The organism is Pseudomonas sp. Root569 (genome assembly GCF_001427465.1).
GTDB classification, from domain to species: domain Bacteria; phylum Pseudomonadota; class Gammaproteobacteria; order Pseudomonadales; family Pseudomonadaceae; genus Aquipseudomonas; species Aquipseudomonas synxantha.
Genome location: NZ_LMGQ01000025.1, coordinates 92173 through 106395 on the forward strand (window position 1 = coordinate 92173; position 14223 = coordinate 106395).

The 14223-nt window shown below is 61.0% G+C and carries 13 protein-coding genes; 7 read left to right on the forward strand and 6 right to left on the reverse strand.

The window, feature by feature from the left end:
* Positions 1 to 64 precede the first annotated feature (64 nt).
* Complete coding sequence (locus ASD70_RS20770) at positions 65 to 1582, reverse strand: MDR family MFS transporter (protein WP_046072678.1); 1518 nt, start codon at positions 1580 to 1582, stop codon at positions 65 to 67.
* Positions 1583 to 1648: 66 nt separating this feature from the next.
* Entirely contained in the window at positions 1649 to 2833 is a 1185-nt protein-coding gene (gene pobA / locus ASD70_RS20775) for a 4-hydroxybenzoate 3-monooxygenase (RefSeq protein WP_177342328.1), read from the reverse strand.
* Between the two features lie 189 nt (positions 2834 to 3022).
* Between pobA and ASD70_RS20780 the strand changes: the two genes are divergently transcribed.
* Complete coding sequence (locus ASD70_RS20780; protein WP_046071451.1) at positions 3023 to 3898, forward strand: helix-turn-helix domain-containing protein; 876 nt, start codon at positions 3023 to 3025, stop codon at positions 3896 to 3898.
* On the opposite strand, the gene ASD70_RS20785 is transcribed toward ASD70_RS20780, so the two are convergent.
* Both ASD70_RS20785 and ASD70_RS20790 read right to left on the reverse strand, forming a co-directional pair.
* Entirely contained in the window at positions 3891 to 4070 is a 180-nt protein-coding gene (locus tag ASD70_RS20785) for a hypothetical protein (RefSeq protein ID WP_046071450.1), read from the reverse strand. The two genes, ASD70_RS20780 and ASD70_RS20785, sit on opposite strands and share 8 nt — an antisense overlap.
* Before the next feature lie 101 nt (positions 4071 to 4171).
* On the reverse strand, positions 4172 to 5077 hold the full coding sequence (locus ASD70_RS20790; protein WP_056847333.1) for a LysR family transcriptional regulator: 906 nt from the start codon (positions 5075 to 5077) through the stop codon (positions 4172 to 4174).
* 105 nt (positions 5078 to 5182) lie between these two features.
* Between ASD70_RS20790 and ASD70_RS20795 the strand changes: the two genes are divergently transcribed.
* Together ASD70_RS20795 and ASD70_RS20800 are read left to right on the forward strand one after the other, a co-directional pair.
* Positions 5183 to 6049, forward strand: a complete 867-nt coding sequence (locus ASD70_RS20795; protein WP_056847334.1) for an MBL fold metallo-hydrolase — start codon at positions 5183 to 5185, stop codon at positions 6047 to 6049.
* Between the two features lie 34 nt (positions 6050 to 6083).
* A complete protein-coding gene (locus tag ASD70_RS20800) occupies positions 6084 to 6698 on the forward strand; it encodes an NAD(P)-dependent oxidoreductase (protein WP_056847335.1) in 615 nt (204 codons plus the stop codon).
* A gap of 472 nt (positions 6699 to 7170) precedes the next feature.
* On the opposite strand, the gene ASD70_RS20805 is transcribed toward ASD70_RS20800, so the two are convergent.
* Positions 7171 to 8049, reverse strand: coding sequence for a LysR substrate-binding domain-containing protein (locus tag ASD70_RS20805; RefSeq protein ID WP_056847336.1), 879 nt, complete (start codon positions 8047 to 8049; stop codon positions 7171 to 7173).
* A 111-nt stretch (positions 8050 to 8160) separates the two neighbouring features.
* On the opposite strand from ASD70_RS20805, the gene ASD70_RS20810 reads away from it, so the two are divergent.
* The 3 genes from ASD70_RS20810 (at position 8161) to ASD70_RS20820 (ending at position 12194) form a co-directional block, all read left to right on the forward strand.
* The gene (locus ASD70_RS20810) at positions 8161 to 9783 is read left to right on the forward strand and encodes a 5-guanidino-2-oxopentanoate decarboxylase (protein WP_056847337.1); all 1623 of its coding nucleotides are present in this window, start codon (positions 8161 to 8163) and stop codon (positions 9781 to 9783) included.
* 150 nt (positions 9784 to 9933) lie between these two features.
* On the forward strand, positions 9934 to 11121 hold the full coding sequence (locus ASD70_RS20815; protein ID WP_056847338.1) for a cyanate transporter: 1188 nt from the start codon (positions 9934 to 9936) through the stop codon (positions 11119 to 11121).
* Between the two features lie 137 nt (positions 11122 to 11258).
* Positions 11259 to 12194, forward strand: a complete 936-nt coding sequence (locus ASD70_RS20820) for a LysR family transcriptional regulator (RefSeq protein ID WP_046071443.1) — start codon at positions 11259 to 11261, stop codon at positions 12192 to 12194.
* Between the two features lie 89 nt (positions 12195 to 12283).
* Here ASD70_RS20820 and ASD70_RS20825 read toward each other — a convergent pair whose 3' ends face one another.
* Positions 12284 to 13207 carry a LysR substrate-binding domain-containing protein gene (locus tag ASD70_RS20825; protein WP_046071442.1) on the reverse strand — a complete coding sequence of 308 codons (924 nt, stop codon included), beginning with the start codon at positions 13205 to 13207 and terminating at the stop codon, positions 12284 to 12286.
* A 129-nt stretch (positions 13208 to 13336) separates the two neighbouring features.
* On the opposite strand from ASD70_RS20825, the gene ASD70_RS29150 reads away from it, so the two are divergent.
* Positions 13337 to 13513, forward strand: coding sequence for a hypothetical protein (locus tag ASD70_RS29150; RefSeq protein WP_173664475.1), 177 nt, complete (start codon positions 13337 to 13339; stop codon positions 13511 to 13513).
* The last annotated feature ends 710 nt before the right edge of the window (positions 13514 to 14223 follow it).

Sequence of the window (14223 nt, forward strand, 5' to 3'; positions counted from 1 at the left end):
GCAATAAAAATGTGGGAGGGGGCTTGCCCACCCCCACATTTTGATCTTCTACATTCATTTGGACCTAGCGGGCTTTGTCTTCGCGACCGCGCAGCACCCGGTTCGGCATCGCTATCGCCGCCGCCAACCCGAGCAACGACACCGCCGCACTCACCATCAGCAAATGCCGGAACGTCACCGCCAACTCCCCACGCAACGCATCCTGCGCCGCGCCCGGGGCGGCGTTGAGGCCGTCGAGCAAGACGTTGCCGGAGCTGCCTTCGGCCACCAGCGCGCCGCTGGCCAAGTGGGCAAAACTGGAATCGTGCAACAGAGCCAGCAACAGCGCCGACATGCACGCCACCCCGACGGCCCCGCCCAGGGAGCGGAACAGGTTGGTAGTGCTGGTGGCGACGCCGATGTCCCGTTGTTCCACCGAATTCTGCGTGCCTACCAATGAGGTGGGGAACTGCATGCCCGCGGCGATCCCGCACAGCAACATGAATACAGCGGTGACCACTACCGCCTGCGGCGCGCTGTAGGCCATGCCAAGGATGGCCAAGGGGCTCAACAATGCGCCACTGAGGATCATGGGTTTATAGCGGCCGGTCACCGAGGTCATGCGCCCGGCGAAATACGCCCCCATCGGCAAACCCATCGCCAGTGGCAGCAGGTGCAGGGCCGCGCTGTCGGCACCGGAACCGGTCACGGTCTGGTAACGCAGGGGCGTCAGCACGCTCAGGGAAATCGCCTGGAAGCTGGTGATAAAAATCGTGCACCAGCACAACACCGCGCTGCGGTTGGTGAACAGGTGCATCGGCAGCAATGGCTCAAGGGCGCGGCGTTCGTGCCACACAAATACGCTCAACGCCAGCAGCGCGCAGGCCAGCAACCCCAGCACTTGAGCGTCACGCCAATGATGGCCCTGGCCGATTTCAGTGATACCCAGCAACAAGGCGGTGAGGCCGATGATCATCAGCACCGTGCCGAGATAATCAATGATCGGCTTGCGCTGCGGCACCGGCAGCCCCACCAGGGTGCGATGGGCCACGTACCACGCGCCTGCACCCAGCGGCAGGTTGATCAAAAACACCCAGCGCCACGACAGGTACTCGGTCATATAACCGCCCAGCACCGGCCCGGCCACACTGGCTACCGCGTACATGCTGCTGAAGTAGCCCTGGTAACGGCCGCGTTCACGCGGGGGAATGATGTCGCCGATGATTGCCTGGCTGACCGAGATCATCCCGCCGGCACCGATGCCCTGGAGAATCCGCGCCAGCACCAATTGTTCCATGCTCTGGGCCACGGCGCAGAACAGCGACGCCAGGGTGAACACGCCCATGCCGACCAGCATCATCGGCCGGCGCCCATACAGGTCGCCGAGCTTGCCGTAGATCGGCACCGCCACGGTCATCGCCACCATATAGCCGGAGATCACCCAGGCCAGCAGGTTGACGTCGTGGAACTGCGCGGAAATGGCCGGCATGGACACCGCGACAATGGTTTGGTCCAGGGCACCAAGGAAGATCGCCATCATCAGCGCAGCAAGGATACTGCGCACGGCGGGAACGGTTGGAGCGGGCTGATTGAGGTGAGTCACGGCAGAACCTTCGAGCAAGGCCCGCAGGAAAAGGTCGCCCGCGGGAATGCTCGATACGATAGCAGGCTATTCGATAGGCTCGTAAGCAAGCCCGACGTAATTTTCTGCGATGGTTTTGCGCCCGGCGTCGGAGTGAATGAAATAGTCCAGTTCGCTCTCGGCAATACGCTGGCTGAAAGCGTCAGCCTGGGGAAACTGATGCAGCATCGAGGTCATCCACCAGGAAAACCGTTCGGCTTTCCACACTCGACGCAGGCAGATCGCCGAGTATTTTTCCAACAAGTCCAGGCGCCCTTCGCGATACACCTTGAGCAGGATCCTGAACAAGGTGCTCACATCGCTGGCCGCCAGGTTCAGGCCCTTGGCGCCGGTGGGCGGGACGATATGCGCGGCGTCGCCGAGCAGGAACAGGCGCCCGTATTGCATGGGCTCCACCACGAAGCTGCGCAGCGGCGCGATGCTCTTTTCAAGCGACGGGCCGGTGACCAACTGCTCTGCCAATGCGCTGGGCAGCCGTGCCTTGAGCTCCTCCCAGAAACGTGCATCCGACCATTGCTCCACGACCTCGTCCTGCGGCACTTGCAGGTAATAACGGCTACGTGTCGGTGAGCGCATGCTGCACAAGGCAAACCCCCTTGCGTGTTTGGCGTACACCAGCTCGGCGTGTACCGGCGGCGTGTCGGCGAGCACGCCCAGCCAACCGAAGGGGTAGACCCGTTCGAACACTTTCAATGCCTCGGCCGGAATCGACTGGCGGGCGACGCCATGGAAGCCATCGCAACCGGCGATGTAGTCACACTCCAGGCGCCAGGCTTGGCCTTCATGCTCGAACGTCAGCCAGGGCTGCTCACCCTTGAGGTCATGGGGCTGCACATTGGACGCTTCGTACAGCGTGGTGGCGCCGGCGACTGCACGAGCAGCCATCAGGTCGCGGGTGACTTCGGTCTGGCCGTAGATCATCACCGACTGGCCGCCGGTCAGGGTCTTGAGGTCGATAGGGATGAGTCGACCATTGAGCGCTATGTCAAAGCCGTCATGTACCAGCCCTTGCGTGTCCATGCGTTGGCTGACGCCTGCCTCGCGCAGCAGGTCGACCATGCCTTGCTCCAACACGCCGGCACGGATGCGACCTTGGACGTACTCGGCGCTCTGGCGCTCTAGGACAAGGGTTTGAATGCCAGCGTTATGCAGCAGTTGGCCGAGCAGCAATCCAGACGGACCGGCACCGATAATGGCGACTTGGGTTTTCAAGGTTTTCATTATTTTTATCGCCTTCATCCTTCATTCGAACGGATCGAGTAAAAGAGTTGTCAGTGGACTTGTGGCTGACATTTTTCACTTGAGTGAGCAGCATAAGAAGGTGAAAACTGCCGCAAAGCCTGCACTTTTCGCCAATCGGGGCGATTACCGAACCACTATCCTGAGTATCGGATTGAAACCATGACCAAAACCGCGATTCCGGTCTTCAAGCTTTACGGGGAAAGCCAGCAGTGGCCGACGCCCGATTTGTTGCACTGCGAAACCATTTCCCGGCGCAGTCGGGAATACCAGTGGGAAATCCAGCCCCACCGGCACGCGGACCTGTGCCAGTTGCTGTATGTGCACAAAGGCCAGGCACAACTGGAAATCGAAGGCCAGCGCACCACCCTCAACGAGTCGAGCCTGCAAGTGCTGCCGCCGCTCTGTGTGCATGGCTTTCGTTTTTCCGAAGATGTACAAGGTTATGTCGTGACCCTCTCGGCGCCGCTGGTCAGCCACTTGCAGGCGCAGCTGGGCGACACCATCGATGGTTTGCAAACCCTTGGCAGTTACCCGGCGGGCAAGGACAGCGACTATTTGAATAACCTGTTTGCCCGTTTGCAGGACGAATACGCCGATGATCAGCCGGCCCGGGACATGATGCTGCATGCCTTGGTGAGCGTGCTGCTGGTGTGGGTCAGCCGCCAGGCGATCCAGCGCCGCCATCCCCGGGCGCCGCGGGGTCGTGAGTATTTTCGCCGCTTCACCCAACTGGTCGAGCAGCATTACCGCGAGCACCCCAAGATTGAAGACTTGGCCCACAAGCTGGGCATCTCGGTCTCACACCTGAATGGGACGTGTCGGGAGTTGGGTGGGCAACCGGCGTTGCAGATCATGCATGACCGCCAGTTGCTGGAAGCCAAGCGTTTGTTGACCTACACCAGCATGACCATCAATGAGATGTCCGAGGTGCTGGGTTTTTCCGACCCGACTAACTTCTCGCGGCTGTTTCGCCGCCGAGTCGGGTTTTCACCCAAGGCCTTTCGCGAGCAGTTGAAGGCCGGGCAGCCTACCTGAGTGCGCTGAAACTGCCGGTGCGCGGCACGCATTGACCTTGATGGCAGCTGATGGCGAAAGCCGCCGGTTGCATGCGCGTTTGCTCGACGCGATAGGCGGCAGTGCCATACAGCGCCGTCGCCAATGCGCAGAGGGAGAAAATCGTCAGGTATTTGCGGGTTTTAATACTCATGGCACTGACCTCCGGACCCGATCTACAGGGCGCTGTTTAAAGCATAGGTCAGCTAGGGCAAGTTGCCATGATTGGTTGCCATTCAGCGCGCTTATAGCGTCTCAGAGCCCGGTGTCCCATGCGGGCTCCTCGGGAAACCGCAGCACCAGGAAATCCAGCAGGCTGCGCAGCGCCGAAGGCATGTGCTTGCGCGAGGCATACACCGCGTAGATGTTCATCTGCCGCGGCTCGGCTTCTGGCAGCAAGCGCACCAGTTCACCACTGCGGATCAAGTCACCGGCCTGGTAGCTGGGGAGCATCGCCACCCCTGCCCCGGCCAGGGTGATACGCAATAACGTGCTGGCCTCGTTGGCCGTGATATTGCCGTGCACCGGCACCGACACGTGTTCGCCCTGTTCTTCGAAATGCCACAGGCTCTTGCCGAAATAAGAGTGGGTCAGGCAATTGTGCCGGGCCAGGTCTTCGACTTTCTGCGGGGCTGGATGCTCGCGCAGATAGGCCGGTGTGGCGCAGACCACCGAGCGGCAGACGGTCAAGCGTCGGGCGATCAGGTTCGGGTCCAGGTCATTACTGGTGCGAATCGCCAGGTCGATGCGCTCATCCACCAGGTTCACCGTGCGGTCAAGCATCTGCAGATCAACCGTCACCAACGGGTAGCGTTTGACGTACTCGGCAATGGCCGCGCCCAACTGCGCCTGGCCGAACGAGGTGCTCACACTCAGGCGCAGCAAGCCTCGGGGCGCGTCATCGGGCTCGCTGACGGCGGCCTGCATATCACCACACAGTTCCAGCAATTGCCGACAGCGTGGCAGGGTTTCACTGCCGGCTGCGGTGAGGCTGAGCTTGCGTGTGGTGCGGTGCAGCAGCCGCGCGCCGACCCAATCTTCCAGCTCGGCCAGGTAGCGCGACACCACCGGGCGCGACAGGTCCAGATGGTCGGCGGCGGCAGACTGGCTGCCCAGGTCCACCACGGTGACAAACACGCGCATTGCTTGAAGACGATCCATGATTTGCCCGATTTCAGAAACAAACTATGTTCCAGCATCGCATTTTTTGGGGTGTTTTATGCAACTAAGCTCTGTGCATCCCTTACCCATGGCAGGAGCTACCCGATGTTCTCGACCTTCAAACGCTTGACCCTGGCCACTGCCGCCCTGGCCTTCGCCGCTCACGCCGCCGCCGCAGAGCTGAAACTCGACGTCTACAACCCCGGCGAAGCCGCGATCTTCCCGGTCAGCTCGGTGCTGGTCAGCGGCGCCAAAGACGCGATCCTGGTGGATGCGCAATTCGGCAAGGGCCAAGCCGAGCAACTGGTGCAAAAGATCCGCGCCAGCGGCAAGCACTTGACCACCATCTACATCAGCCATGGCGACCCGGACTACTACTTCGGCCTCGACACGCTCACCAGAGCATTCCCCGACGCCAAGGTGCTTGCGCCGCAACCGGTGGTCGACCATATCAACGCCACCGTCGCCGGCAAGCTGGAATTCTGGGGCCCGAAAATGGGCGCCGACAAACCTGCCAAGACCATCGTGCCGCAGGCACTGCAAGGCCACAGCCTGACCCTTGAAGGGCAACAGCTTGAGGTGATCGGCCTCGACGGCCCGCAGCCGGATCGCAGCTTTGTGTGGATTCCGTCGATCAAGGCCGTGGTCGGTGGTGTGGTGGTCGCAGAAAACATCCACCTGTGGATGGCCGATACCCAGGGCGCGCAATCCCATAAAGACTGGTTGGCAACCCTCAAGCGTATTGAAGACCTGAAGCCGCAGACGGTGATTCCGGGCCATTACCTGGGCACGCCATCATTGGCCTCGGTGAAATTCACCGCTGACTACATCAAGGCCTTCGACATCGAGACCGCCAAGGCCAAGGATTCCGCCGCCCTGATCGCGGCGATGAAAAAGCGTTACCCCACCCTCGCTGACGAAAGCTCGCTGGAACTGAGCGCCAAAGTCGCCAAAGGCGAAATGAAGTGGTGATTGGTTTAAACCCTTAACCCTGTTGGAGAACGTCATGAGCAAGATCGCAATCATTGGAGCCACCGGCCGTGCCGGTAGCCAACTGCTGGAAGAAGCGCTGCGCCGTGGGCATACCGTCACGGCCATCGCCCGCAACACCGACAAGCTTGCCGTACGCCCAGGCGTCACGGTCAAGCAGGTCGACGCCCTGGACGCCGACGCCCTGCAACACGCCATCAGCGGCAGCGACGTGGTGATCAGCGCCGCACACTTTGCCACCTTGCCCGCCAGCGCCGTGATCGGCCCGGTGAAAAAGGCTGGGGTCAAACGCTTGCTGGTGGTGGGTGGTGCGGGTTCGTTGCTGCTACCGGACGGCAGCCGAGTGATCGACAGCCCGGACTTCCCGGCAGAATACAAGGCCGAAGCCAGTGCCGGGGCTGAATTCCTGGAAACGTTGCGTCAGGAAAAAGAGCTGGATTGGACATTCCTGTCGCCCTCTGCCCTGTTCGATGGAACCGAGCGCACCGGTAAGTTCCGTCTGGGCCAGGATGATCTGCTGGAGAGCAGTGACGGTAACAGCTCGATCAGCTTTGCCGACTACGCCATCGCCATGATTGATGAGGTTGGAACACCTAGACACTCGCGTCAGCGCTTCACCGTTGGCTACTGACACCACGCGGTAAAAAATGTGGGAGGGGGCTTGCGCCCGATAGCAGTGGATCAGGCAGATTATTTGTGACTGACACACCGCTATCGGGGCATGGGTATCTACACAACTTCTGGTACGCCGCCGGCCCATGTGGGAGGGGGCTTGCTCCCGATGGCGGCCTCACAGCCGACCAGGATGTTCGGTTGGATCGAGTACATATCCATTGTTTAGGTGACGACCGCTATTGGTTCCGCCCTTACGGCGAGTCACTTTTGAAAAGCGCAAAAGTAACCAAATGCTCTTGCCCCACCACTCGGCACCTCGCTTAGGCTCGGTGTGCCCGTAATCCGACAGGGATTTGGGGGGCCTGAGATCAAAAGCAGAGCAAGATCAAGAGCGGCTCGCTTCGCATCGTGGTTACTGACGGTCGCATGTCAGAGTTGTGTAGATACCCATGCCCATCGGGGGCAAGCCCCCTCCCACATTTGAATCTTCAGTGCTGTGACTGCTGTGCCTGGCTCACTAGCCAGTCCATCAGGGCCAACAAGCCAGCAGAAGGCACTTTCCCCGGCGGATACACCAGGTAATAGCCCATGCCCGTCGGCACCCGCAATTCAAACGGCATTGCCAGGCGCCCGGCCTTCAAGTCCTCGCCAATCAACGCACCATCACCGATCGCCACGCCATTTCCCTGTGACGCCACCGTCATCGCCAAGTCCAGTGTTTCGAAATGAGGCCCCTGTTTCAGGTGACTCAAGTGCGTACCCGCCGCCTTCAACCACAGTGTCCAATCCCGCTCGTCCCTCGTGGGATGCAACAGCACTTGTTGCTGCAAATCAGCCGGCGTGTGCAAGCCTGCCAGCAACGCTGGCGCGCACACCGGGGTCAGTTGTTCGTCGAACAAATGCCGTGCCTCGGCGGCCTGCTCGGCGATGGGTGCGTAGATCACCGCCGCGTCGAATCGCTCGCGGCGAAAGTCCACGGTATAGGCCACGGTAGTGGTGAGTTCAACCGGCACCTCCGGGCGCTCCTTCTGCCATTGCAACACGCGCGGCAGCAGCCAGCGTATGACGCAGGTGGACGCCTTGAGTTGCAACACCTCGCGGCGGCTGCCGATCTGCTCCACGCCCTCACCGATCAAGCCGAACACCTGTTGCACCCGCAACGCCCACTCGCGGCCTTCCTCGGTCAAGCGCAAACCCCGCGCCTGGCGCAGGAACAAAGCATAGCCCAACTGGCGTTCCAACCCCGCGATCTGCCGGCTCACCGCCCCCTGGGTAATGTGCAGCTGCTCGGCGGCACGGGTGAAGTTGCAGCATTGGGCCGTGACCCAGAAAGTGTGCAACGCGGGCAAGGGCGGAAGACGTTTCATCGCGGCTCAGCCATGACGTGAGGACATGGCGAGTATGACTTTTTATCGGTTGTTGCCGCTACCGGCAAGCCGCTCCAATAGCGCCTTGAATCCATCACAAGAGCGACCTCTATGGCGACCTGCGGCGAAGTATTGGTCAACCTCCTGGAAAGCTATGGCGTGGACCAGGTGTTCGGCATCCCCGGAGTACATACCGTGGAGCTGTACCGTGGCCTGGCGCGTTCCAGTATCCGTCACGTCACCCCGCGCCATGAGCAGGGTGCCGGCTTTATGGCTGACGGCTATGCACGTACCAGCGGCAAGCCCGGCGTGTGCTTTATCATCACGGGCCCCGGCATGACCAATATCACCACGGCCATGGGGCAGGCCTATGCCGACTCGATCCCGATGCTGGTGATTTCCAGTGTGCAGGCGCGCAGCCAATTGGGGGGCGGGCGCGGCAAGTTGCATGAGCTGCCCAGCCAGAGCGCGCTGGTGGCAGGCGTGGCGGCATTCTCCCATACCCTGATGTCGGCGGCAGAACTGCCCGGCGTGTTGGCGCGGGCGTTTGCGCTGTTCCAGGCCGGTCGACCGCGCCCGGTGCATATCGAGATCCCGCTGGATGTGTTGGTGGAGAACGCCGACGCCCTGATGGGCAGTGCACCGGTCAGCGTAGCCCGCGCCGGCGCGGCACCGGCGGCGGTCAGGCAGATGAGCCGCTTGCTCGCCGCCGCCAAGCGCCCACTGATCCTGGCCGGTGGCGGTGCTATCGATGCAGCGCCAGAGCTGACCCGCCTGGCCGAAACCCTCGGCGCCCCCATGGCCCTGACCATCAATGCCAAAGGCCTGCTGCCTGCCGCACATCCTTTGTTGCTCGGCTCGACCCAAAGCCTGGCGGCCACCCGCGCCATGGTCGCCGAGGCCGATGTGGTGCTGGCCATCGGTACGGAACTGGCGGAAACCGACTACGACGTGACCTTCGCCGGCGGTTTCGAGATTCCCGGCGCGCTGCTGCGGGTCGATATCGACCCGGACCAGACCGTACGCAACTACCCACCCCAGATGGCGCTGGTGGCCGACGCGACAATCGCCGCCGAGGCCTTGCTCACTGAACTCAACCGCCAGCCACTGGCGCCACGCAATACCGGGTGGGGCGCGGCACGCGTCGCCCGTTTGTGGACCGAACTGGCACCCACCTGGGATGCCGCCACCCGCGCACAAACACTGCTGCTCCATACCGTCCTGGAAAAGCTGCCCGACGCCGTGCTGGTAGGCGACTCCACCCAACCGGTGTACAGCGGCAACCTCACCCTGAACCTCGAGCACCCACGCCGCTGGTTCAACTCCTCCACCGGCTACGGCACCCTCGGCTATGCCCTGCCCGCTGCTATCGGCGCCTGGTTGGGGCGCGGCAACGGGCAACCGGTGGTGTGCCTGATCGGCGATGGCGGTCTGCAATTCACCCTGCCGGAACTGGCCAGCGCCGTGGAAGCCCGCATCCCGGTGATCGTGCTGTTGTGGAATAACCAGGGTTATGAAGAGATCAAGAAGTACATGCTCAACCGCGCCATCGAGCCGGTGGGCGTGGACATCTACACACCGGATTTCATCGGCATCGCCAAGGCAACGGGGTGCGCGGCAGAAAGCATCGATGGCGTCGAACCGCTGCGTGCAGCATTGCAGGCCGCTGCTGCTCGCCCAGGGCCGACGCTGATTGAAGTCGACCAAGAGCGGTGGGCGTTGACCAAGCCTTAATCCGCTCTATCTAACTCTGGAGATCCGCCTCCCATTTGAAGTGCGCAACGTCAGGGGCCTGCATTTTTTCAATAGCCCCTGCGACTTTCTGATTTGCCCCGCTCCTCCCATCCATGGCCTGATTCGCCCTTGTTCACTCAAGGCAGGCCCATGGAAAACGTTCAGGCAAAACCCACCACCGCTGTTTGGCTGATGATCAGTGTGGTGCTGGTCGCCCTTAACCTGCGCCCGTCAATGGCAGCCGTGGGGCCGTTATTGTCGTCGATCCGCTTGGATGTGCCGTTGAGTTTCAGCAGCGCAGCCTTACTGACCATGTTGCCGGTCATGGCCATGGGCCTGGCAATGTTCTTTGGCATGGGCCTGGCCAAGCGCCTGGGCGAGCATCGCAGCATTGTGCTGTCGTTGCTGGTGATTGGGCTGGCAACCTTGTCGCGGTTGTTCCTGGAGTCGGCATTGGAGCTGATCGTCAGCGCCATCGCAGCGGGTGTCGGCATTGCGCTGATCCAGGCGCTGATGCCGTCGCTGATCAAGTCGCGGTTCAGCGCTAATGTCTCGTTATTCATGGGCCTGTATGTCACCGCGATCATGGGTGGCGCCGCGCTGGCCGCCTCGTTCTCACCGTTTGTACAAGTGCAGACCGGCAGTTGGCGCATAGGCTTGGCGATCTGGGCAGCACTGGCGTTGCTGGCTCTGGTGTTCTGGTATGCCCAGCGCGCAGTCTTGCCGCCTTTACCCCAAGCCGGTTCAAGCGCGCAGGCCTCCTTTTTCGGCAACCGCCGCGCCTGGCTGCTGGCGATTTTTTTCGGCCTCGGCACGGCGTCCTACACCTGTGTGTTGGCGTGGCTGGCGCCGTATTACGTCGAACAGGGCTGGAGTGAACAGAATGCCGGTTTGCTGCTGGGCTTCTTGACCGCCATGGAAGTGATCTCGGGCCTGGTCACGCCGGCCATCGCCAACAGCCGCCAGGATAAACGCGCGATAGTCGCGGTGCTGCTGGTGCTGATCATCCTGGGGTTCTGCGGGCTTATCCTTAGCCCCGGACACTGGAGCCTGCTATGGCCATGCCTGCTCGGCCTGGGTATAGGCGGCCTGTTTCCGATGAGCCTGATCCTGTCTCTTGACCACCTCGACAACCCACGGCGCGCCGGTAGCCTTACCGCATTTGTGCAGGGCATCGGCTACCTGATCGCCGGCCTGTCGCCGCTGATCGCCGGAATCATCCGCGACCAACTGGGCAGTTTCGAATGGGCCTGGTGGTCATTGACGGCGGTGATGGTGGCGATGCTGCTGATCGTCATCCGCTTCGATCCGAAGCATTACGCGCAACATATCCGCTGACGTCGTATTGCAAACATTATTTGTCCCACACATAACATTGAAGGGTCCTACAGAGCTTTCTATTGGTACGAGCGTTCCGTTAACATTTTGCCCAGTCTTGTACTGAGTTCGGTACAAAGGGTTTACGGACGAAACCGATGCTAAACAGTAACTTGCTCAGAAAACTCGACATGCAGGACCTGATGGTGTTCATCGCCGTCTACGACCAGAGCAGCGTTACCGATGTATCCGAGACGCTGTTCGTCAGCCAGTCCACCGTGAGCTATAGCCTGAAGAAGCTGCGTACCAGCTTTGAGGATGAGCTGTTTATCAACACGCGGGCGGGCATGCGCCCTACGTACAAGGCCACCACCATGTACGGGCATGTGCAGAAGATCCTGGAAAGCATCAACCTGTGTCACGCCGGTGGCCAGGCTTTCGATCCGACCCAACAGGCGGTGACCTTCAATGTGTGCGCCCCGGAATATTTCGAACAACTGATCCTGCCGCGCCTGCTCAAGCACTTCGACCGCGCCGACCTGCCGGTGATCGTCAATGTGCAAAAACTGGAAACCGATATCCCCGCCGACGACCTGCGTGAAGGTCGCCTCGACCTGGTGATCTGCTTCGGTCCGCACTTTCACCGCGCTCATAAAGACTTCAAGACACAGATGCTGCTTGAAGACGACCTGGTCTGCGTGTTTGACCAACGCTCGGCGCCCCGGGAGCCGGCGTTCAGCCTGCAATCCTACGTTGAGCGACGTCACGTATTCCCCACGCCGTGGACCTCCGACACCAATATGATCGACGGCTGGCTCGCACGGCAGGCCCGCAAGCGCCAGGTGATCGCGCGGGCCAACAGCTACAGCGCGGCGTTAAAGATGATTGCCGGCACCGACTTCATCCTCACCCTGCCCCGCCGCGTGCAGAAATTGCTGGCACCGGCGCCGGCGTTCGGTGTGTGCGAAGCCCCTAATGGCCTTCCGGGTTTCACCCTGGATATGCAATGGAATGAAACCAGTGGGCAGGACAGGGCCAATACCTGGTTTCGTGAGCAAGTGGTGAGGGTGTGTGAGGAACAGAGCCTTTTGTAGGAGCGAGCTTGCTCGCGAAAACTCGCAGGCGCCGCGCTCATTCAGGAATCCCGAGTTAACGTTGACGCTTTTCGCGAGCAAGCTCGCTCCTACATTTCGCCAGCAGGCCCTCGGTCGCTCATGAATGCCTCCAGCCGCGAGCGCATCCAGCGCTCCGCAGGGTCAGTGTCGACATGGCTGAGCCAGACCATCGACAAGTCCAGGGTCGGGGTTTGGAACGGAAACGGCTCGCAGAACAGGTTCCCGCTGGCGGCCATGGCCTGAGCAGTGTAGTCCGGCAGGCTGGCGATCATGTCGGTGCCGGCAAGCAACGCCGGCAGCGAGCTGTATTGCGGCACCGAGAGCACCACATGGCGCTTGCGGCCCACCTCCGCCAGCCACTCATCGGCAAACCCGGCCACGTTGGCAGTGTGGGACACCAGAACATGGGGCCGTGCGCAATATTCGTCGAGGGTCAGCGGCGTGTCCGAGGCATCGGCGCGCAGCAGGCACGGGCGGATATGCCGCAACAGCTTACGCTTGGCATTCGCCGGCAGACCGCGGGTCTGGGTGATGCCGACGGTGATATCGCCGGAAGCCAGCAGGTCGGGAATACGCCAGTAATCCACATGCTGTACCACGAACACCACCTGGGGCGCTTCCTGGCGCAAGGCCCGCAGCAACGGTGGCAGCAGGCCGAACTCAACGTCATCGGACAGGCCGATGCGAAAGGTCATGGTGCTGATGGAGGGGTCAAAATCGTGGGTCAGGCTCAGGGCCGATGACAGCGAATCCAGGGCCGGCGACAGGTGCTGGATAATTTCCTCGGCGCGGGCCGTGGGCTCCATGCGATGTCCGACGCGAATAAACAGCGGGTCATTGAACAGGGTGCGCAAGCGATTGAGGGCCGAGCTGATAGTCGGCTGGCCAAGAAACAGCTTCTCGGCCACCCGCGTCACATTGCGCTCGAGCATCAGCGCTTCGAAGACCACCATCAGGTTGATATCGGCCTTGCGTAATTCATTGCGATTCATCGGCGCCTGCCCCTTTCCCCAAGACAAGCCGCAGTTTAGAAAGGCAGCGGGGCTGCGTCTATGTGCGCACTGTTCATCCGCAGGCTTTGGGACTATAAATCAGCTCTTGAAGGTCGCAGGTACTCCATTGTGTTGGTCATTTTCGCCCTAAGCCTACTGCTCAGCGGTTTTTTGCTATGGGCCATCAAATTCATTGTTCACCCCACCGCCAGAACTTTGCTGCGCGTATTTGTCGGTTTATGCCTGGCGGCGGTGGTGGCTTACCTGGTGCTGGCTTCCGGGTTTCCGACCTCGTTGCTGGTGTGAGGGGCCTCCTGACCCTGGCGCAGGCGTAATGCCGACAACGCGGCCACTAGGCCGCCAAAGCGGGTGCGGTTCTCGACGCAGGCATTGGGGGATGTGGGGTAATGTCTCTGAAGGTGTTGCGAAATTCGGTCGTCGCTCTCTTCCAGGCGAGGCTGCTCTTATCAAGCTTCAAGTAAGCTACTGATTTTAAATATTTAAAATTTAGTCTTAATGCCGGATATTTTGGAGGCGGCCCAGGTTCTGCGCGACGGCACCACGTCGACGATGTGACCGGGTTGTTGGGTTGTTAGGGCGAGTACATATCCGTTGCTTAGGTAACGGCCACTTATGGTTCCGCTTTTACAGCGGCTCACTTTTGAAAAGCGCAGAAGTAAGCAAAACACTCTTGCCCCACCACTCGGCACCTCGCCCAGGCTCGGTGTGCCCGTAATCCGACATTGATTTGCGGCCAGCGTGGTTTAACGGGGCGCCTAAGATCAAAAGCACAGCGAGGCGGCCTTATAGCCGACCTGATCGTTGAAGCGTGCGCGTACAACTGTGGGAGCGGGCTTGCCCGCGAAGGTCGTTAACGATGACGCGGGAAACCAGAAAGAACGCGGCGTTCTCAGGTTTTTCGCGAGCAAGCTCGCTCCTACAGAAAAGCAAAAGCGCCGCCAGCGTATCTGCGATGCGCAGCGAGTCGCTCTTGATCTTGATCTCAGGCGCCCCGT

What these genes read in the sequence shown, in the direction of transcription:
- ASD70_RS20780 (WP_046071451.1), top strand. Translation starts at nt 3,023, where the DNA reads ATGACCAAAACCGCGATTCCGGTCTTCAAGCTTTACGGGGAAAGCCAG.
- ASD70_RS20785 (WP_046071450.1), bottom strand. Translation starts at nt 4,070, where the DNA reads ATGAGTATTAAAACCCGCAAATACCTGACGATTTTCTCCCTCTGCGCA.
- ASD70_RS20790 (WP_056847333.1), bottom strand. Translation starts at nt 5,077, where the DNA reads ATGGATCGTCTTCAAGCAATGCGCGTGTTTGTCACCGTGGTGGACCTG.
- ASD70_RS20795 (WP_056847334.1), top strand. Translation starts at nt 5,183, where the DNA reads ATGTTCTCGACCTTCAAACGCTTGACCCTGGCCACTGCCGCCCTGGCC.
- ASD70_RS20800 (WP_056847335.1), top strand. Translation starts at nt 6,084, where the DNA reads ATGAGCAAGATCGCAATCATTGGAGCCACCGGCCGTGCCGGTAGCCAA.
- ASD70_RS20805 (WP_056847336.1), bottom strand. Translation starts at nt 8,049, where the DNA reads ATGAAACGTCTTCCGCCCTTGCCCGCGTTGCACACTTTCTGGGTCACG.
- ASD70_RS20810 (WP_056847337.1), top strand. Translation starts at nt 8,161, where the DNA reads ATGGCGACCTGCGGCGAAGTATTGGTCAACCTCCTGGAAAGCTATGGC.
- ASD70_RS20815 (WP_056847338.1), top strand. Translation starts at nt 9,934, where the DNA reads ATGGAAAACGTTCAGGCAAAACCCACCACCGCTGTTTGGCTGATGATC.
- ASD70_RS20820 (WP_046071443.1), top strand. Translation starts at nt 11,259, where the DNA reads ATGCTAAACAGTAACTTGCTCAGAAAACTCGACATGCAGGACCTGATG.
- ASD70_RS20825 (WP_046071442.1), bottom strand. Translation starts at nt 13,207, where the DNA reads ATGAATCGCAATGAATTACGCAAGGCCGATATCAACCTGATGGTGGTC.